The sequence below is a fragment of the Staphylococcus hsinchuensis genome, from assembly GCF_038789205.1.
Taxonomy (GTDB): Bacteria; Bacillota; Bacilli; order Staphylococcales; family Staphylococcaceae; genus Staphylococcus; species Staphylococcus hsinchuensis.
In genome coordinates this window covers 825,426-846,001 of sequence record NZ_CP128355.1, presented here as the reverse complement: position 1 = coordinate 846,001, position 20,576 = coordinate 825,426, and the positions used below count along the sequence as shown (strand labels likewise).

General features: G+C 42.8%; 8 protein-coding genes, 9 tRNA genes and 7 rRNA genes. All 24 read right to left on the bottom strand.

Annotation, left to right across the window (positions count from 1 at the left end):
- Window positions 1–282 precede the first annotated feature (282 nt).
- The 24 genes from rrf (QQM35_RS04170) to hpt all read right to left on the bottom strand — a co-directional run bounded on the left by rrf (QQM35_RS04170) (window position 283) and on the right by hpt (window position 20,576).
- Window positions 283–397 (bottom strand): 5S ribosomal RNA (gene rrf, locus QQM35_RS04170).
- Between the two features lie 77 nt (window positions 398–474).
- Window positions 475–3,396 (bottom strand): 23S ribosomal RNA (locus QQM35_RS04165).
- Between the two features lie 163 nt (window positions 3,397–3,559).
- A tRNA-Ile gene (locus tag QQM35_RS04160) sits at window positions 3,560–3,636 on the bottom strand.
- Between the two features lie 106 nt (window positions 3,637–3,742).
- Window positions 3,743–5,292: ribosomal RNA gene (locus tag QQM35_RS04155) — 16S ribosomal RNA — on the bottom strand.
- Window positions 5,293–5,527: 235 nt separating this feature from the next.
- Window positions 5,528–5,642, bottom strand: a 5S ribosomal RNA gene (gene rrf / locus QQM35_RS04150).
- Between the two features lie 77 nt (window positions 5,643–5,719).
- A 23S ribosomal RNA gene (locus QQM35_RS04145) occupies window positions 5,720–8,641 on the bottom strand.
- Between the two features lie 260 nt (window positions 8,642–8,901).
- Window positions 8,902–10,451: ribosomal RNA gene (locus QQM35_RS04140) — 16S ribosomal RNA — on the bottom strand.
- A 138-nt stretch (window positions 10,452–10,589) separates the two neighbouring features.
- Window positions 10,590–10,665: transfer RNA gene (locus QQM35_RS04135), tRNA-Ala, on the bottom strand.
- Window positions 10,666–10,678: 13 nt separating this feature from the next.
- Window positions 10,679–10,752: transfer RNA gene (locus QQM35_RS04130), tRNA-Pro, on the bottom strand.
- Between the two features lie 26 nt (window positions 10,753–10,778).
- Window positions 10,779–10,855, bottom strand: a tRNA-Arg gene (locus tag QQM35_RS04125).
- 12 nt (window positions 10,856–10,867) lie between these two features.
- Window positions 10,868–10,956: transfer RNA gene (locus QQM35_RS04120), tRNA-Leu, on the bottom strand.
- Window positions 10,957–10,963: 7 nt separating this feature from the next.
- Window positions 10,964–11,038: transfer RNA gene (locus QQM35_RS04115), tRNA-Gly, on the bottom strand.
- A gap of 14 nt (window positions 11,039–11,052) precedes the next feature.
- Window positions 11,053–11,125, bottom strand: a tRNA-Lys gene (locus QQM35_RS04110).
- Between the two features lie 6 nt (window positions 11,126–11,131).
- A tRNA-Thr gene (locus QQM35_RS04105) sits at window positions 11,132–11,207 on the bottom strand.
- A 13-nt stretch (window positions 11,208–11,220) separates the two neighbouring features.
- Window positions 11,221–11,296, bottom strand: a tRNA-Val gene (locus QQM35_RS04100).
- A gap of 13 nt (window positions 11,297–11,309) precedes the next feature.
- Window positions 11,310–11,424: ribosomal RNA gene (rrf, locus tag QQM35_RS04095) — 5S ribosomal RNA — on the bottom strand.
- The 16S, 23S and 5S rRNA genes sit together here with 9 tRNA genes alongside, the layout of an rRNA operon.
- 427 nt (window positions 11,425–11,851) lie before the next feature.
- Window positions 11,852–13,339, bottom strand: coding sequence for a lysine--tRNA ligase (lysS, locus tag QQM35_RS04090; RefSeq protein ID WP_251943461.1), 1,488 nt, complete (start codon window positions 13,337–13,339; stop codon window positions 11,852–11,854).
- Window positions 13,340–13,689: 350 nt separating this feature from the next.
- The gene (gene folK, locus QQM35_RS04085) at window positions 13,690–14,175 is read right to left on the bottom strand and encodes a 2-amino-4-hydroxy-6-hydroxymethyldihydropteridine diphosphokinase (RefSeq protein ID WP_251520992.1); all 486 of its coding nucleotides are present in this window, start codon (window positions 14,173–14,175) and stop codon (window positions 13,690–13,692) included.
- A complete protein-coding gene (gene folB / locus QQM35_RS04080) occupies window positions 14,175–14,540 on the bottom strand; it encodes a dihydroneopterin aldolase (protein ID WP_251520994.1) in 366 nt (121 codons plus the stop codon). The genes folK and folB overlap by 1 nt, the downstream gene beginning before the upstream one ends.
- Window positions 14,518–15,321 carry a dihydropteroate synthase gene (folP, locus tag QQM35_RS04075; protein WP_251520998.1) on the bottom strand — a complete coding sequence of 268 codons (804 nt, stop codon included), beginning with the start codon at window positions 15,319–15,321 and terminating at the stop codon, window positions 14,518–14,520. Before folP ends, folB begins: the two co-directional genes overlap by 23 nt.
- Window positions 15,322–15,500: 179 nt before the next feature.
- Window positions 15,501–16,433 carry a cysteine synthase A gene (gene cysK / locus QQM35_RS04070; protein WP_342610522.1) on the bottom strand — a complete coding sequence of 311 codons (933 nt, stop codon included), beginning with the start codon at window positions 16,431–16,433 and terminating at the stop codon, window positions 15,501–15,503.
- A 139-nt stretch (window positions 16,434–16,572) separates the two neighbouring features.
- Window positions 16,573–17,454, bottom strand: coding sequence for an Hsp33 family molecular chaperone HslO (gene hslO, locus QQM35_RS04065; protein WP_251521004.1), 882 nt, complete (start codon window positions 17,452–17,454; stop codon window positions 16,573–16,575).
- A 169-nt stretch (window positions 17,455–17,623) separates the two neighbouring features.
- Complete coding sequence (gene ftsH / locus QQM35_RS04060) at window positions 17,624–19,726, bottom strand: ATP-dependent zinc metalloprotease FtsH (RefSeq protein ID WP_251521007.1); 2,103 nt, start codon at window positions 19,724–19,726, stop codon at window positions 17,624–17,626.
- A 310-nt stretch (window positions 19,727–20,036) separates the two neighbouring features.
- On the bottom strand, window positions 20,037–20,576 hold the full coding sequence (gene hpt, locus QQM35_RS04055; protein ID WP_251521010.1) for a hypoxanthine phosphoribosyltransferase: 540 nt from the start codon (window positions 20,574–20,576) through the stop codon (window positions 20,037–20,039).

Here is a 20,576-nt window from a genome sequence, read left to right as displayed (position 1 = left end):
GTCCTACTCTTGCGGAACGTAAGTCGGCTACCATCGACGCTAAGGAGAATCTTCCTGATTACGAAGGCAAGCGCTCGCATCTTTCCTCATTTTCGTTCTTTCCTTATTCACTTACCTCTTGTAAGCTCTTTGCGTCTTTCTCTCAATTCGTCAGCTTCAAACGCTTTCTTCTATCAGGGACAATGCAAGGTTAGAAGTTAAGCTCTTTTTGTGCCTGCGGCACTGATTAGCGCCTTTTTTCATATAAAAAAAGAGACCTTTCGGTCTCTTTCTTGGGTTATTGCCTGGCAACGTCCTACTCTTGCGGAACGTAAGTCCGACTACCATCGGCGCTAAGGAGCTTAACTTCTGTGTTCGGCATGGGAACAGGTGTGACCTCCTTGCCATTGTCACCAGACAATGCAATGTATGAAATTATACATTCAAAACTAGATAATAAGTAAAATGAATGAAACCAAACAAAACGTTTAAAAATTGATTAAGTCTTCGATCGATTAGTATTCGTCAGCTCCACGTATCGCTACGCTTCCACCTCGAACCTATTAACCTCATCATCTTTGAGGGATCTTATAACCGAAGTTGGGAAATCTCATCTTGAGGGGGGCTTCATGCTTAGATGCTTTCAGCACTTATCCCGTCCATACATAGCTACCCAGCGATGCCGTTGGCACGACAACTGGTACACCAGAGGTATGTCCATCCCGGTCCTCTCGTACTAAGGACAGCTCCTCTCAAATTTCCTACGCCCACGACGGATAGGGACCGAACTGTCTCACGACGTTCTGAACCCAGCTCGCGTACCGCTTTAATGGGCGAACAGCCCAACCCTTGGGACCGACTACAGCCCCAGGATGCGATGAGCCGACATCGAGGTGCCAAACCTCCCCGTCGATGTGAACTCTTGGGGGAGATAAGCCTGTTATCCCCGGGGTAGCTTTTATCCGTTGAGCGATGGCCCTTCCATGCGGAACCACCGGATCACTAAGTCCGTCTTTCGACCCTGCTCGACTTGTAGGTCTCGCAGTCAAGCTTCCTTATGCCTTTACACTCTATGAATGATTTCCAACCATTCTGAGGAAACCTTTGAGCGCCTCCGTTACTCTTTAGGAGGCGACCGCCCCAGTCAAACTGCCCATCTGACACTGTCTCCCACCATGATTAATGGTGCGGGTTAGAAATCCAACACAGCAAGGGTAGTATCCCACCAACGCCTCCACGTAAGCTAGCGCTCACGTTTCTAAGGCTCCTACCTATCCTGTACAAGCTGTGCCGAATTTCAATATCAGACTACAGTAAAGCTCCACGGGGTCTTTCCGTCCTGTCGCGGGTAACCTGCATCTTCACAGGTACTATGATTTCACCGAGTCTCTCGTTGAGACAGTGCCCAAATCGTTACGCCTTTCGTGCGGGTCGGAACTTACCCGACAAGGAATTTCGCTACCTTAGGACCGTTATAGTTACGGCCGCCGTTTACTGGGGCTTCGATTCGTGGCTTCGCAGAAGCTAACCACTCCTCTTAACCTTCCAGCACCGGGCAGGCGTCAGCCCCTATACATCACCTTACGGTTTAGCAGAGACCTGTGTTTTTGATAAACAGTCGCTTGGGCCTATTCACTGCGGCTCTCCTGGGCTTGCACCCTAAAGAGCACCCCTTCTCCCGAAGTTACGGGGTCATTTTGCCGAGTTCCTTAACGAGAGTTCGCTCGCTCACCTTAGAATTCTCATCTTGACTACCTGTGTCGGTTTGCGGTACGGGCACCAGTATTCTAGCTAGAGACTTTTCTTGGCAGTGTGAAATCAGCGACTCGAGGAAACAATTTCCTCTCCCCATCACAACTTGACCTTATGAGTGTCGGATTTGCCTAACACTCAGTCTTATTGTTTGGACGTGCACTCCAACAGCACGCTTCGCCTATCCTACTGCGTCCTCCCATCGCTTAAAACGAATCATGGTGGTACAGGAATATCAACCTGTTATCCATCGCCTACGCCTGTCGGCCTCAGCTTAGGACCCGACTAACCCAGAGCGGACGAGCCTTCCTCTGGAAACCTTAGTCAATCGGTGGACGGGATTCTCACCCGTCTTTCGCTACTCACACCGGCATTCTCACTTCTAAGCGCTCCACATGTCCTTGCGATCATGCTTCAACGCCCTTAGAACGCTCTCCTACCATTGTCCTACGGACAATCCACAGCTTCGGTAATATGTTTAGCCCCGGTACATTTTCGGCGCAGTGTCACTCGACTAGTGAGCTATTACGCACTCTTTAAATGATGGCTGCTTCTAAGCCAACATCCTAGTTGTCTGGGCAACGCCACATCCTTTTCCACTTAACATATATTTTGGGACCTTAGCTGGTGGTCTGGGCTGTTTCCCTTTCGAACACGGATCTTATCACTCGCGTTCTGACTCCCAAGTTAAATTGATTGGCATTCGGAGTTTGTCTGAATTCGGTAACCCGAGAAGAGCCCCTCGTCCAAACAGTGCTCTACCTCCAATAATCATCACTTGAGGCTAGCCCTAAAGCTATTTCGGAGAGAACCAGCTATCTCCAGGTTCGATTGGAATTTCTCCGCTACCCACAACTCATCCGCTCACTTTTCAACGTAAGTCGGTTCGGCCCTCCATTCAGTGTTACCTGAACTTCAGCCTGGTCATGGGTAGATCACCTGGTTTCGGGTCTACGACCAAATACTCAACGCCCTATTCAGACTCGCTTTCGCTACGGCTCCACATTTGCTGCTTAACCTTGCATCAGATCGTAACTCGCCGGTTCATTCTACAAAAGGCACGCCATCACCCATAAACGGGCTCTGACTACTTGTAAGCACACGGTTTCAAGTTCTATTTCACTCCCCTTCCGGGGTACTTTTCACCTTTCCCTCACGGTACTGGTTCACTATCGGTCACTAGAGAGTATTTAGCCTTAGGAGATGGTCCTCCCAGATTCCGACGGAATTACACGTGCTCCGTCGTACTCAGGATCCACTCAAGAGTGAATAGATTTTCGACTACAGGATTATTACCTTCTCTGATGTAACTTTCCAGTTACTTCGTCTAATCTATTCTTTTCTAACTCCGTAGAGAGTGTCCTACAACCCCAATAAGCAAGCTCATTGGTTTGGGCTCTTCCCGTTTCGCTCGCCGCTACTCAGGGAATCGATTTTTCTTTCTCTTCCTGCGGGTACTAAGATGTTTCAGTTCTCCGCGTCTACCTTCGGATATGCTATGTATTCACATATCGATAACACGACATAACTCGTGTTGGGTTTCCCCATTCGGAAATCTCTGGATCACAGCTTACTTACAGCTCCCCAAAGCATATCGTCGTTAGTAACGTCCTTCATCGGCTTCTAGTGCCAAGGCATTCACCGTGCGCCCTTAATAACTTAATCTATGTTTTTAGTCAAAAGACTAAAAAGCAAACGTTATTAATCTGTGAGTGTTCTTTCGAACACTAGCGATTATTTTTGAATTCAAGCGTATACACGCTATTCACTCGGTTTTGCTTGGTAAAATCATTATTTTACTTATTTATCTAGTTTTCAATGTACAAAATGGTGGGCCTAAGTGGACTCGAACCACCGACCTCACGCTTATCAGGCGTGCGCTCTAACCAGCTGAGCTATAGGCCCATTTCTATAATATTTTAAATACTCTGATGAGCATTCAAAACTGAATACAATATGTCAATGTTATTCCGTTTCATCTTCGTAGAAGATGTTCCGAATATATCCTTAGAAAGGAGGTGATCCAGCCGCACCTTCCGATACGGCTACCTTGTTACGACTTCACCCCAATCATTTGTCCCACCTTCGACGGCTAGCTCCAAAGGTTACTCCACCGGCTTCGGGTGTTACAAACTCTCGTGGTGTGACGGGCGGTGTGTACAAGACCCGGGAACGTATTCACCGTAGCATGCTGATCTACGATTACTAGCGATTCCAGCTTCATGTAGTCGAGTTGCAGACTACAATCCGAACTGAGAACAACTTTATGGGATTTGCTTGACCTCGCGGTTTAGCTGCCCTTTGTATTGTCCATTGTAGCACGTGTGTAGCCCAAATCATAAGGGGCATGATGATTTGACGTCATCCCCACCTTCCTCCGGTTTGTCACCGGCAGTCAGCCTAGAGTGCCCAACTTAATGATGGCAACTAAGCTTAAGGGTTGCGCTCGTTGCGGGACTTAACCCAACATCTCACGACACGAGCTGACGACAACCATGCACCACCTGTCACTTTGTCCCCCGAAGGGGAAAACTCTATCTCTAGAGCGATCAAAGGATGTCAAGATTTGGTAAGGTTCTTCGCGTTGCTTCGAATTAAACCACATGCTCCACCGCTTGTGCGGGTCCCCGTCAATTCCTTTGAGTTTCAACCTTGCGGTCGTACTCCCCAGGCGGAGTGCTTAATGCGTTAGCTGCAGCACTAAGGGGCGGAAACCCCCTAACACTTAGCACTCATCGTTTACAGCGTGGACTACCAGGGTATCTAATCCTGTTTGATCCCCACGCTTTCGCACATCAGCGTCAGTTGCAGACCAGAAAGTCGCCTTCGCCACTGGTGTTCCTCCATATCTCTGCGCATTTCACCGCTACACATGGAATTCCACTTTCCTCTTCTGCACTCAAGTTTTCCAGTTTCCAATGACCATCCACGGTTGAGCCGTGGGCTTTCACATCAGACTTAAAAAACCGCCTACGCGCGCTTTACGCCCAATAATTCCGGATAACGCTTGCCACCTACGTATTACCGCGGCTGCTGGCACGTAGTTAGCCGTGGCTTTCTGATTAGGTACCGTCAAGACGCGCACAGTTACTTACGCATTTGTTCTTCCCTAATAACAGAGCTTTACGATCCGAAGACCTTCATCACTCACGCGGCGTTGCTCCGTCAGGCTTTCGCCCATTGCGGAAGATTCCCTACTGCTGCCTCCCGTAGGAGTCTGGACCGTGTCTCAGTTCCAGTGTGACCGATCACCCTCTCAGGTCGGCTACGTATCGTTGCCTTGGTAAGCCGTTACCTTACCAACTAGCTAATACGGCGCGGGTCCATCCATAAGTGATAGCAAGGCCATCTTTCACTTTAGAACCATGCGGTTCTAAATATTATCCGGCATTAGCCCCGGTTTCCCGGAGTTATTCCAGTCTTATGGGTAGGTTACCCACGTGATACTCACCCGTCCGCCGCTAACGTCAAAGGAGCAAGCTCCTTATCTGTTCGCTCGACTTGCATGTATTAGGCACGCCGCCAGCGTTCATCCTGAGCCAGGATCAAACTCTCCATAAAAATTTATGATGTTTGATTAGCTCATAATACTAAATGTGTTTTTTCAACACTTGTTAACAACTTTAAGTTGTTGTGTTTTCGGAATTAACGTTGACATATTGTCATTCAGTTTTCAATGTTCATTTCTTTCAATCACAAAAATTAATTCTACAGGTTTTTAATGAAAAAGTCAACCATTATATCGAATTAATTTAAAATCTCCATAAAAAAACGACCTAAAGGTCTATATGGATTTGCCTGGCAACGTCCTACTCTTGCGGAACGTAAGTCCGACTACCATCGGCGCTAAGGAGCTTAACTTCTGTGTTCGGCATGGGAACAGGTGTGACCTCCTTGCCATTGTCACCAGACAATGCAATGTATGAAATTATACATTCAAAACTAGATAATAAGTAAAATGAATGAAACCAAACAAAACGTTTAAAAATTGATTAAGTCTTCGATCGATTAGTATTCGTCAGCTCCACGTATCGCTACGCTTCCACCTCGAACCTATTAACCTCATCATCTTTGAGGGATCTTATAACCGAAGTTGGGAAATCTCATCTTGAGGGGGGCTTCATGCTTAGATGCTTTCAGCACTTATCCCGTCCATACATAGCTACCCAGCGATGCCGTTGGCACGACAACTGGTACACCAGAGGTATGTCCATCCCGGTCCTCTCGTACTAAGGACAGCTCCTCTCAAATTTCCTACGCCCACGACGGATAGGGACCGAACTGTCTCACGACGTTCTGAACCCAGCTCGCGTACCGCTTTAATGGGCGAACAGCCCAACCCTTGGGACCGACTACAGCCCCAGGATGCGATGAGCCGACATCGAGGTGCCAAACCTCCCCGTCGATGTGAACTCTTGGGGGAGATAAGCCTGTTATCCCCGGGGTAGCTTTTATCCGTTGAGCGATGGCCCTTCCATGCGGAACCACCGGATCACTAAGTCCGTCTTTCGACCCTGCTCGACTTGTAGGTCTCGCAGTCAAGCTTCCTTATGCCTTTACACTCTATGAATGATTTCCAACCATTCTGAGGAAACCTTTGAGCGCCTCCGTTACTCTTTAGGAGGCGACCGCCCCAGTCAAACTGCCCATCTGACACTGTCTCCCACCATGATTAATGGTGCGGGTTAGAAATCCAACACAGCAAGGGTAGTATCCCACCAACGCCTCCACGTAAGCTAGCGCTCACGTTTCTAAGGCTCCTACCTATCCTGTACAAGCTGTGCCGAATTTCAATATCAGACTACAGTAAAGCTCCACGGGGTCTTTCCGTCCTGTCGCGGGTAACCTGCATCTTCACAGGTACTATGATTTCACCGAGTCTCTCGTTGAGACAGTGCCCAAATCGTTACGCCTTTCGTGCGGGTCGGAACTTACCCGACAAGGAATTTCGCTACCTTAGGACCGTTATAGTTACGGCCGCCGTTTACTGGGGCTTCGATTCGTGGCTTCGCAGAAGCTAACCACTCCTCTTAACCTTCCAGCACCGGGCAGGCGTCAGCCCCTATACATCACCTTACGGTTTAGCAGAGACCTGTGTTTTTGATAAACAGTCGCTTGGGCCTATTCACTGCGGCTCTCCTGGGCTTGCACCCTAAAGAGCACCCCTTCTCCCGAAGTTACGGGGTCATTTTGCCGAGTTCCTTAACGAGAGTTCGCTCGCTCACCTTAGAATTCTCATCTTGACTACCTGTGTCGGTTTGCGGTACGGGCACCAGTATTCTAGCTAGAGACTTTTCTTGGCAGTGTGAAATCAGCGACTCGAGGAAACAATTTCCTCTCCCCATCACAACTTGACCTTATGAGTGTCGGATTTGCCTAACACTCAGTCTTATTGTTTGGACGTGCACTCCAACAGCACGCTTCGCCTATCCTACTGCGTCCTCCCATCGCTTAAAACGAATCATGGTGGTACAGGAATATCAACCTGTTATCCATCGCCTACGCCTGTCGGCCTCAGCTTAGGACCCGACTAACCCAGAGCGGACGAGCCTTCCTCTGGAAACCTTAGTCAATCGGTGGACGGGATTCTCACCCGTCTTTCGCTACTCACACCGGCATTCTCACTTCTAAGCGCTCCACATGTCCTTGCGATCATGCTTCAACGCCCTTAGAACGCTCTCCTACCATTGTCCTACGGACAATCCACAGCTTCGGTAATATGTTTAGCCCCGGTACATTTTCGGCGCAGTGTCACTCGACTAGTGAGCTATTACGCACTCTTTAAATGATGGCTGCTTCTAAGCCAACATCCTAGTTGTCTGGGCAACGCCACATCCTTTTCCACTTAACATATATTTTGGGACCTTAGCTGGTGGTCTGGGCTGTTTCCCTTTCGAACACGGATCTTATCACTCGCGTTCTGACTCCCAAGTTAAATTGATTGGCATTCGGAGTTTGTCTGAATTCGGTAACCCGAGAAGAGCCCCTCGTCCAAACAGTGCTCTACCTCCAATAATCATCACTTGAGGCTAGCCCTAAAGCTATTTCGGAGAGAACCAGCTATCTCCAGGTTCGATTGGAATTTCTCCGCTACCCACAACTCATCCGCTCACTTTTCAACGTAAGTCGGTTCGGCCCTCCATTCAGTGTTACCTGAACTTCAGCCTGGTCATGGGTAGATCACCTGGTTTCGGGTCTACGACCAAATACTCAACGCCCTATTCAGACTCGCTTTCGCTACGGCTCCACATTTGCTGCTTAACCTTGCATCAGATCGTAACTCGCCGGTTCATTCTACAAAAGGCACGCCATCACCCATAAACGGGCTCTGACTACTTGTAAGCACACGGTTTCAAGTTCTATTTCACTCCCCTTCCGGGGTACTTTTCACCTTTCCCTCACGGTACTGGTTCACTATCGGTCACTAGAGAGTATTTAGCCTTAGGAGATGGTCCTCCCAGATTCCGACGGAATTACACGTGCTCCGTCGTACTCAGGATCCACTCAAGAGTGAATAGATTTTCGACTACAGGATTATTACCTTCTCTGATGTAACTTTCCAGTTACTTCGTCTAATCTATTCTTTTCTAACTCCGTAGAGAGTGTCCTACAACCCCAATAAGCAAGCTCATTGGTTTGGGCTCTTCCCGTTTCGCTCGCCGCTACTCAGGGAATCGATTTTTCTTTCTCTTCCTGCGGGTACTAAGATGTTTCAGTTCTCCGCGTCTACCTTCGGATATGCTATGTATTCACATATCGATAACACGACATAACTCGTGTTGGGTTTCCCCATTCGGAAATCTCTGGATCACAGCTTACTTACAGCTCCCCAAAGCATATCGTCGTTAGTAACGTCCTTCATCGGCTTCTAGTGCCAAGGCATTCACCGTGCGCCCTTAATAACTTAATCTATGTTTTTAGTCAAAAGACTAAAAAGCAAACGTTATTAATCTGTGAGTGTTCTTTCGAACACTAGCGATTATTTTTGAATTCAAGCGTATACACGCTATTCACTCGGTTTTGCTTGGTAAAATCATTATTTTACTTATTTATCTAGTTTTCAATGTACAATCATTTGTTGAATACTCTGATGAGCATTCAAAACTGAATACAATATGTCAATGTTATTCCGTTTCATCTTCGTAGAAGATGTTCCGAATATATCCTTAGAAAGGAGGTGATCCAGCCGCACCTTCCGATACGGCTACCTTGTTACGACTTCACCCCAATCATTTGTCCCACCTTCGACGGCTAGCTCCAAAGGTTACTCCACCGGCTTCGGGTGTTACAAACTCTCGTGGTGTGACGGGCGGTGTGTACAAGACCCGGGAACGTATTCACCGTAGCATGCTGATCTACGATTACTAGCGATTCCAGCTTCATGTAGTCGAGTTGCAGACTACAATCCGAACTGAGAACAACTTTATGGGATTTGCTTGACCTCGCGGTTTAGCTGCCCTTTGTATTGTCCATTGTAGCACGTGTGTAGCCCAAATCATAAGGGGCATGATGATTTGACGTCATCCCCACCTTCCTCCGGTTTGTCACCGGCAGTCAGCCTAGAGTGCCCAACTTAATGATGGCAACTAGGCTTAAGGGTTGCGCTCGTTGCGGGACTTAACCCAACATCTCACGACACGAGCTGACGACAACCATGCACCACCTGTCACTTTGTCCCCCGAAGGGGAAAACTCTATCTCTAGAGCGATCAAAGGATGTCAAGATTTGGTAAGGTTCTTCGCGTTGCTTCGAATTAAACCACATGCTCCACCGCTTGTGCGGGTCCCCGTCAATTCCTTTGAGTTTCAACCTTGCGGTCGTACTCCCCAGGCGGAGTGCTTAATGCGTTAGCTGCAGCACTAAGGGGCGGAAACCCCCTAACACTTAGCACTCATCGTTTACAGCGTGGACTACCAGGGTATCTAATCCTGTTTGATCCCCACGCTTTCGCACATCAGCGTCAGTTGCAGACCAGAAAGTCGCCTTCGCCACTGGTGTTCCTCCATATCTCTGCGCATTTCACCGCTACACATGGAATTCCACTTTCCTCTTCTGCACTCAAGTTTTCCAGTTTCCAATGACCATCCACGGTTGAGCCGTGGGCTTTCACATCAGACTTAAAAAACCGCCTACGCGCGCTTTACGCCCAATAATTCCGGATAACGCTTGCCACCTACGTATTACCGCGGCTGCTGGCACGTAGTTAGCCGTGGCTTTCTGATTAGGTACCGTCAAGACGCGCACAGTTACTTACGCATTTGTTCTTCCCTAATAACAGAGCTTTACGATCCGAAGACCTTCATCACTCACGCGGCGTTGCTCCGTCAGGCTTTCGCCCATTGCGGAAGATTCCCTACTGCTGCCTCCCGTAGGAGTCTGGACCGTGTCTCAGTTCCAGTGTGGCCGATCACCCTCTCAGGTCGGCTACGTATCGTTGCCTTGGTAAGCCGTTACCTTACCAACTAGCTAATACGGCGCGGGTCCATCCATAAGTGATAGCAAGGCCATCTTTCACTTTAGAACCATGCGGTTCTAAATATTATCCGGCATTAGCCCCGGTTTCCCGGAGTTATTCCAGTCTTATGGGTAGGTTACCCACGTGATACTCACCCGTCCGCCGCTAACGTCAAAGGAGCAAGCTCCTTATCTGTTCGCTCGACTTGCATGTATTAGGCACGCCGCCAGCGTTCATCCTGAGCCAGGATCAAACTCTCCATAAAAATTTATGATGTTTGATTAGCTCATAATACTAAATGTGTTTTTTCAACACTTGTTAACAACTTTAAGTTGTTGTGTTTTCGGAATTAACGTTGACATATTGTCATTCAGTTTTCAATGTTCATTTGATATTTCAAAAATGGTGGAGACTAGCGGGATCGAACCGCTGACCTCCTGCGTGCAAAGCAGGCGCTCTCCCAGCTGAGCTAAGCCCCCATTATTTAAAGAGTCGGGAAGACAGGATTCGAACCTGCGACCCCTTGGTCCCAAACCAAGTGCTCTACCAAGCTGAGCTACTTCCCGTATATAATTAAAGGGTTCTATTTAAATGGCGCGCCCGATAGGAGTCGAACCCATAACCTCTTGATCCGTAGTCAAGCACTCTATCCAGTTGAGCTACGGGCGCAATATTAAAAGATGGTGCCGAGGACCGGAATCGAACCGGTACGGTGATCTCTCACCGCAGGATTTTAAGTCCTGTGCGTCTGCCAGTTCCGCCACCCCGGCAAAATAATGGAGCAGAAGACGGGATTCGAACCCGCGACCCCAACCTTGGCAAGGTTGTATTCTACCGCTGAACTACTTCTGCTTAATGAAACTGTATGAGCCATAGAGGATTCGAACCTCTGACCCTCTGATTAAAAGTCAGATGCTCTACCAACTGAGCTAATGGCTCAAAACATGGTGCCGGCCAGAGGACTTGAACCCCCAACCTACTGATTACAAGTCAGTTGCTCTACCAGTTGAGCTAGGCCGGCTAAAATATTTAAATGGTGGAGGATGACGGGTTCGAACCGCCGACCCCCTGCTTGTAAGGCAGATGCTCTCCCAGCTGAGCTAATCCTCCAATTTAAGTTAATGCCTGGCAACGTCCTACTCTTGCGGAACGTAAGTCCGACTACCATCGGCGCTAAGGAGCTTAACTTCTGTGTTCGGTATGGGAACAGGTGTGACCTCCTTGCCATTGTCACCAGACAATTAACTTACTTTATACATACTACACTGTTTAATTAACGTTTGCAACAGTTAATTTTACACTTTTTTAAAATTTCTTTTACAGTATATTTACAGTGTTATTATTTTTTCACGTCCTGTTTTTGACGACTTTTTTATATTACTTCATTTTTCTCTATGCGTCAACACTTTTTTAAATATTTTCTAAGATAATCAAAAGACAATTGCTACTTTACAATAATAGTTTGTAAAATTTCTATCTCTTTACATTCAATTCAAAAAGTATTTGACATCTAATTAAAAAGATTTCGTAATCACTTAATTATCTTTAGATAATTAATCGTCTGTTTTTAAGGCTTTAAAAAATATCATAACAAAACATGGACAACTTCACAATAGTAAAAGTTGCCCATGTTCAAATTCTTTAAATTTAATTGTTTATACTTAATTATTTTTGTCTCATGTATGGGAATAATAGTACATCTCTGATTGATGCTGAATCAGTTAATAACATAACAAGACGATCGATACCGATACCTAAACCACCAGTTGGAGGCATACCGTACTCTAATGCTTCAATGTAATCTTCATCCATATCATGCGCTTCGTCATTACCTTGTTCTTTTTCTTCTAATTGGCTTTCAAATCTTTCTCTTTGATCAATTGGGTCATTAAGTTCTGTAAATGCGTTACCATGTTCTCTACCAACAATGAATAATTCAAAACGGTCTGTAAATCGTGGGTCTTCTTCATTTTTCTTCGCTAATGGAGAAATTTCGATTGGGTGACCATATACAAATGTCGGTTGAATTAACGTTTCTTCTACTTTTTGTTCGAAGAATTCATTTAAGATATGACCATATTTCATGTTGTCAGTAATTTCGATGCCATGTTCTTTGGCAAGAGCTTTAGCTTCTTCATCGCTCTTAACTTCATAGAAATCTACACCAGTTGCTTCTTTCACTGCATCTACCATATGCACGCGTTTCCAACTAGATTCTAAGTCTACTTCTACTTCACCGTATGTTAATTTAGCTGTACCACGTACTTGGTTAGAAATATGTCTAATAAGGTTTTCTGTTAAATCCATGATATCTTCGTAATCGGCGTATGCTTCATATAATTCAATCATTGTAAATTCAGGATTGTGGCGTGTAGATACACCTTCGTTACGGAATACACGTCCAATTTCATATACTTTTTCCAATCCACCAACAATTAAACGTTTTAAATGTAATTCGATTGCGATTCTCATGTATAAAGTAGCGTCTAATGCATTATGATGCGTTACGAACGGTCTTGCTGCTGCACCACCTGCGATTTGGTGCATCATAGGCGTTTCTACTTCTAAGAATCCGTTTTGATTTAGATAGTTACGCATTTCTTGTAGGATTTTACTTCTATTAATAAACGTTTGTGTACTATCTTGATTTGTAATTAAATCTAGGTAACGTTGACGATAGCGTTGTTCTACGTCTTGTAGACCATGGAATTTATCTGGTAATGGGCGTAGTGATTTAGTTAGTAACGTGAATGATTTAGCTTTTACAGAAAGCTCACCCGTGTTTGTTTTAAACATTACACCTTCAATGCCGACGATATCTCCTAAATCAGCAGCTTTCCATAACTCAAATTGTTCTTCTCCAACTTGGTCTTTTCTTACATAAATTTGAATTTGTCCTGACAAATCTTGTACGTGAGCAAATCCAGCTTTCCCTTTACCACGTTTTGTCATTAAACGACCAGCGATACTTACTTGGCTCTCATCTTCTTTTTCTTTCAATTCTTCTTTTGAAAATTGATCCCAATCTTCGTGTAATGGAGCCGCCATTGATGATCTATCGAACTTTTTACCGAACGGGTCAATCCCTAAATCGTAAAGTTCTTGTAATTTTTGACGACGGACTTGCATTTGGTCATTCATTTCTTCTGACATATTTGCCTCTCCTTTATGCTTTTTGGTCTATTTTTTGAGATTTCCATTTGGAAATTTTTTAAAATCTCTAGCATGTGTTGCTTCGCACTTCATGGTTAATGCTATTCTCACTTTAAAATTATCTCTTACACTTTCAAAGTATCCTGAAGCATATTTCCACACTTCAGTTGCGACAACTCTCTCACTTATTAATTCTACTAGACGGCGAGAATGTAATAAAGCAATTTATACTTTTTGTGCTGAAAACACCTCAATAATTACATTTGTGAGTTATTCGATTTCTTTCGCACTCTCCAATCACAATTGCCACCACGCCTTATGTCATCTACTATTATTCCGAACAGGAATCCTTAAACGTCACTCTGATACTGCTTAACAGTATCGTCAGTTTTCACTAGTTGACTAATCTTTTTGTGTGATTGTGGCTCAATCACGTCAGATGCTATATCATTTAAAGGTATAAGAACAAACGCGCGTTCCAACATACGTGGATGTGGAATGATTAAATCATCTTGTTCTACAGTGAGATTACCATAAATTAATATATCAACATCTAGTGTTCTAGGTCCCCATCGTATATCTCTCACACGATGCAGTTGTTGTTCTGTATCGAGACAAGCCTTCAATAAGTCTGAAGGCGGCAACACTGTTTGAACCTCTATGCATTGATTTAAAAATTGTGGTTGGTCGGTATAGCCAACCGGATCTGTTTCATAGATTGGCGATGTTTGTGCAACTTGTATCCCTTCTTTATTATCTAAAATACGAATGGCTTCTTCAAGTTGTGTTTCACGATCACCAATATTACTTCCTAAACCTAAATATGCATTAACCATTAGTGATTCACCCTCACTATTTCAACACCTACGCCTTTGTAATGTCCAGGTATCGGTGGATTTGTTTTAGTGATGCTTACTTTTGTTTCCATTACACGATTATAGTGTGAATTTATACGTTTTGCAATACGTTCAGCAAGATGCTCTAGCAATTGCACAGGTTTGCCTTCCATAATTTCTTTAACGTGTTCATATACTTCACCGTAATTCACTGTATCATTAACATCGTCTGTCTCCCCTGCTGTAGATAAGTCCAGTTTCATAGCCACATCTACGCTGAAGATTTGCCCTATTTCATTTTCAGCAGGAAGAACCCCATGATAACCATAAAAATCCATACCATTAAGAAAGATTGTGTCGTTCATTTTCATTCTCCTTTAATATATCCATACTTTCAGCTATACGTGCATTCAATTGTACATTATGAACGCGAACACCTTGCACACCTTTCATAATCCCGTATGCCGTTGTTGCTGCTGTAGCTTCATCTCGCTCCTTAGCAGGTAAATCTTCATGCATGATGGTTTTTATAAAGCGTTTACGACTGGTCGCTAAGAGGACAGGATATTCTGTAGCAACTAGTTCATCAAGTCGCTTCATTACTTCATTCTCTTCCTCTCTAGACTTAGCAAAACCAATCCCCGGATCTATCCAAACATGTTCTTTTGGAATACCTTTCATTTCAGCTCTATGCGCTTGTTTTAATAAATAAACTAACATTTCTTCAACAACTGGTTCATCCCGTGTTCCATCTCCATTATGCATCAGTACAATCTCGCCTTTATATTTGGCAACTACATCAAATATACGTTCATCAAATAGGCCTGCCCATTGGTCATTTATCATCGTAACGCCTTGTTCCATCGCCGCTTCAGCAACTTCGCTACGAAATGTATCAACAGATAACTGGACGTCAAATTTCGACAGAGCTTTAACAATAGGCATTACACGGTCTAACTCTTCTTCTAAACTCACTTCAGAGTGTCCGGGACGTGTAGATACACCTCCGATATCGATGATGTCTACGCCTTCTTTAATCATCTCTTCAGCACGTTTAACTGCATGTTCAATTGTTTGATACTGTCCACCATCAGAAAACGAATCTGGTGTTACGTTTAGAATACCCATTATTTTTGTATGTGTCATAGTCGGTCGTCTTCCTTTCACTTTCAGGACTTATTATTTATACACTTACATTCTATAATAACGTTAAATAATATTTTTTTCAGTATGTATGAACCATTTTCCTAAGTCACCAGTAGTTATTTAAAATAATAAAAACCGATCACACAACTATTTGTGTGACCGGCTTCAATATATAATGATTAATCATCAAAAGAATATAGCGGTGTTGATAGGTAACGTTCACCATTACTTGGTAATACAGTAACAACTGTTTTACCTTTACCTAATTGTTTAGCTTTTTCAAGCGCTGCGTAAATTGCTGCACCAGATGAAATACCACCAAGGATACCTTCTGCTTTAGCTACTTTACGCGCCATTTCCATCGCTGTTTCATTTCCAACTTTGATAATTTCGTTATAAATGTTTGTGTTTAATGTGTCAGGAACGAAACCTGCACCAAGACCTTGTAATTTATGAGGACCTGCTTCTCCACTACTTAATACTGGAGAATCTTCAGGCTCAATTGCGATAATGTCGATATCTGGATATTTTTCTTTTAACACTTTACCTGCACCAGTTAAAGTACCACCAGTACCAACACCTGCTAAGAATGCATCAATTGTTTTACCTTCAAATTGTTCAACGAGTTCAGGGCCAGTTGTTAATTCGTGCACGCGAGGGTTTGCTTGGTTTTCGAATTGTTGAGGTTCGAAATAACCGTGCTCTTCTTTTAATTCTTTGGCTTTTTTAATCGCACCTTTCATCGCTTCTGAACCTGGTGTTAACACGACTTGAGCACCATAAGCTTTCAATAAGTTTCTTCTTTCTTGACTCATTGTTTCTGGCATTGTGAATACAGCATTATATCCTTTCGCTGCACATACAAATGCAAGTCCAATACCTGTGTTACCACTTGTTGGTTCTACAATCGTATCACCTGGTTTAATCTTTCCTGATTTTTCAGCGTCTTCAATCATAGCTAATGCAATACGATCTTTAACTGAACCGCCTGGATTTTGATATTCAAGTTTTACGTATACGTCTGCTGCATCTTCATCTACAACATTATTTAACTTAACGACTGGTGTTTCTCCAATGATTTCTACAATATTATTTACTGGTTTTTTAGTCATGTATATTACCCCTTTTCAAAAAAGTGTTAAAACCTAGTTCTCTAATCGGATATACTTTGTATTTTATCAGATTTTTCTGTAAATACAACTATGACCACTTATATTTTAAATATCTCGTTTAAAAATAAGCTCAATTAAATTATTTCATGCTTTGCAGTAATTCTTCAAGTTCTTCTTCTGAGTAGTGATATTTACTGCGACAGAAATGACATTCAGCTTCTGCGCCATGGTCTACTTCAATCATATTTTGGATTTCTGCTTCACCTAATCCTTTAATCGCTGTTAAGAATTTCTCATGGCCACAATTACATTCAAATTGTGCTGGCATCTCTTCAAGAATTTGAACATTGTCTTTTCCTAATACTTCATACAAAATTTCCTCAGGCGTTAACCCTTGATCAATTAATTTAGAGACTGGCGTCATATTAGTGATAGATTCTTCTAATTGACGGATTGTTTCATCTTCTGCACCAGGCATAACTTGTATAATAAAGCCGCCTGCAGCTTTTATCGTATTATCAGGATTTACTAGGACCCCGAGACCAACTGATGATGGAACTTGTTCACTTTTTGCAAAATAGTAAGTGAAATCATCGCCTAATTCACCTGAAACTAATTCACTTGAACCCGAAAAGTAATCTTTCATTCCAACATCTTTAATGACAGTAAGCGCCCCTTGTGTCCCTACAGCGCGACTAACGTCTAATTTACCAACACTATTTAATGGAAAGTGTGTTTGAGGGTTAGTCACATAACCACGTACGTTACCTTGTGCATCGGCATCTGCAGTGATCTTACCAATCGGGCCGCCACCTTCTACGGTTACTGTTAATTTTTGATCACCACTTAACATCGCTCCCATCATGACAGTAGCAGTCATTGTTCTACCTATTGCGGCAGATGCTGTTGGCCAAGTGTAATGCTTTGTTTGTGCTTCTTGCACAGTATTTGTTGTTAACGCACTATATGCTCTGATTTGTCCACCATAAGCAAGTGCTTTAATCATATAATCATTTGCCATCACTTATAACTCCTTTATCCTTTCATTCATTTAACGCATTTTTTGCTAACAATGTTTATGCTTTATTTTACTTTTTAACTGTTAAAATTGCTAAGCATTTGTTTTAGCATAGCAAAAATAAACAACCCCTTACTACTGATATTCAGTAATAAGGGGTTGATTGAAAGCATTAGTCTCTATTGCTTGGATCGTTTGGATCACTTGGGTTGCTCGGTTTATCAATGTTTGGAGCTTGTTCGTGACCAGTGTCCTCACTTGGTTCTGAACTTGAATCATCGTCTTGAGAACGATCTTGATCATCATTACGGTAACCTGGTTGTTTTTTACCTAATTCAGATTGTTCTCTGCGAACATCTTCATATGACTTACCATATTTACCATCTTCAAATTCAGTGTCGTCTTTACTTACAACTTCTGCTGAATCGTAATCTACATCTGGTAACACGCCATCGTTGAATAATGATTTAATTTGTTCAGCAACCAATGTTTCTTCTTTAAGTAATGCTTCAGCAATTAATAGTAATTGTTGTTTATGTTCTAACAAGATATTCTTACAACGTTCATATTGTTCTTTAACGATACGTTGTACTTCTTTGTCAATTTCATATGCAATTTGACCTGAGTAATCAGGGTCGTCTTGCATGTCTTTACCTAAGAATACTTGACCACTGCCACCGCTTGAGAATTGAAGAGGTCCAAGTTTCTTACTCATACCATATTCAGTAACCATTTGACGTGCAATTTTAGTCGCACGTTCGAAGTCATTTGAAGCACCTGTTGATACTTCGTTAAAGTTAATGTCTTCTGAAACTCGACCACCTAATAGACCACAGATTTTATCGAGTAACTCTGGTTCTGTCATTAAGAAACGGTCTTGTTTAGGTAACATCATCGCATAGCCACCAGCTTGGCCACGAGGTACAATCGTTACTTTGTGTACGACTTCTGCTTCATCAAGTACCATACCAATAATTGTATGTCCTGCTTCGTGGTGTGCCACGATGTTACGTTCTTTATCAGAAATAACACGTGATTTTTTAGCTGGACCTGCGATAACTCTGTCTGTCGCTTCTTCTATATCACGCATGTCGATTTTCTTTTTACCTTCACGTACTGCAACTAATGATGCTTCGTTAAGTAGGTTTTCTAAATCTGCACCTGAGAAACCAGGCGTTCTTTGTGAAATTGCTTTAAGGTCAACTGTTTCATCAAGTGGTTTATTTCTTGAATGAACATGAAGAATAGCTTCACGACCTTTAACATCAGGTCTGCCGACTTGAATTTGTCTATCAAAACGACCTGGACGTAATAAAGCTGGGTCGAGAATATCTGGTCTGTTTGTAGCAGCAATCATAATGATGCCTTCATTTTCACCAAAGCCATCCATTTCAACAAGAAGTTGGTTAAGCGTTTGTTCACGTTCATCGTGACCGCCACCAACACCTGCGCCACGTTGACGACCAACTGCATCAATCTCATCAATAAAGATGATACATGGTGCGTTTTTCTTGGCATTTTCGAATAAGTCACGTACACGGCTCGCACCGACACCCACAAACATCTCAACAAAGTCTGAACCACTGATTGAGAAGAATGGTGTACCAGCTTCACCTGCAACTGCACGTGCTAATAACGTCTTACCTGTACCTGGTGGGCCGACTAATAGCACACCTTTAGGTATTCTAGAGCCCATCTGTTTAAATTGCTTATTATCTTTTAAGAAATCGACTATTTCTACGAGTTCTTGTTTTTCTTCATCTGCACCAGCAACATCTGAGAAGCGAACGCGTTTTTTCTGGCTATCGTACATCTTCGCTTTGGATTTACCAAAGTTCATCATACGGCCACCACCGCCGCCACCGCCTTGAGCTTGGCTTAAGAAGAAAATAAATAATAAAGCGATAACTAAGACTGGGATAAGTGATGTTAGAATACTAACAAATACACTTTGTTTTTCTTCCTCTTTAACTGTAAAATCTAATCCATTTTGACTACGTGCTTTATCAGTTATTTTTTCAAGTTCTTTATCATTATTATATAAAATGGTTGAAGAGTAATCTTCACCTTTTTTCGTTTCACCACTTACCATATATACGTTTTGTTCTGGTTGGATTTTAAGTGATTTTAATTCACCTTTATCTAACTGCTTAACAAATTGCTTATATGTAAGTTGTTTCGGCATATTTCCATTACCGTTTAACCATGAAAATAAGCCAAATATAATAACACCAATGATTGCGATAACTAGCACATTACGAAAGGCCTTCTGCATGCATTGTTTCCTCCTACTTCAATAATAAAACTAACAAAAATTGTAACACAAATCGCCTTGAATAGGCTAGTATTTCAACTTTTGTATTTAAGTTACAATTCTCTATAAATTTTAAAATAGAGTTATTTAAATTTCCTACTACATAAGTTTCATGTCTTAAAACTATTGTCTACAATTTCCCAAAAACATCAACTATATCCCAATTCGCTTAATTACGACTAATGGTATACTATTCTATCATCAATTTATATATAATTAAACATAAGCGATTTACTAAATATCACAAAGTAATGACACTTTGTAAAATAAGTTATTTAGAATATATTTCTGGTTTCAATGTACCAATATAAGGTAGGTTTCGATAATTTTCCTTGTAGTCTAAACCATATCCTACTACGAATTCGTCTGGGATTTTCTTACCTACATATTTCGCTTCAATATCTGCTTTACGACGATTTGGTTTATCTAATAGTGTTACAATTTCAATTGAATTGACACGTCTTGATTGTAATAATTCAGTAATAGACTTCAATGTCGTACCTGTTTCTAAGATATCTTCAATAATTAATACATCTTTGTTTTCAATAGAAGAACCTAAGTCTTTAAGGATTTGTACTTCACCTGTAGACTCAGTACCTCCGTGATAACTAGACACATCCATGAAATCTATTGATAAATGTGTGTTGATGCGCTTAATTAAATCAGCCATGAACATTACAGAACCTTTTAAAATACCTACACAAACAAGTGGCTTACCGTCATAATCTGTTGTTAGTTGCTCTCCTAATTCTTTACAAATCTGTTCAATTTCTTCTTCTGACAACAAAATCTCTTTTAAATCGTCTTGCAT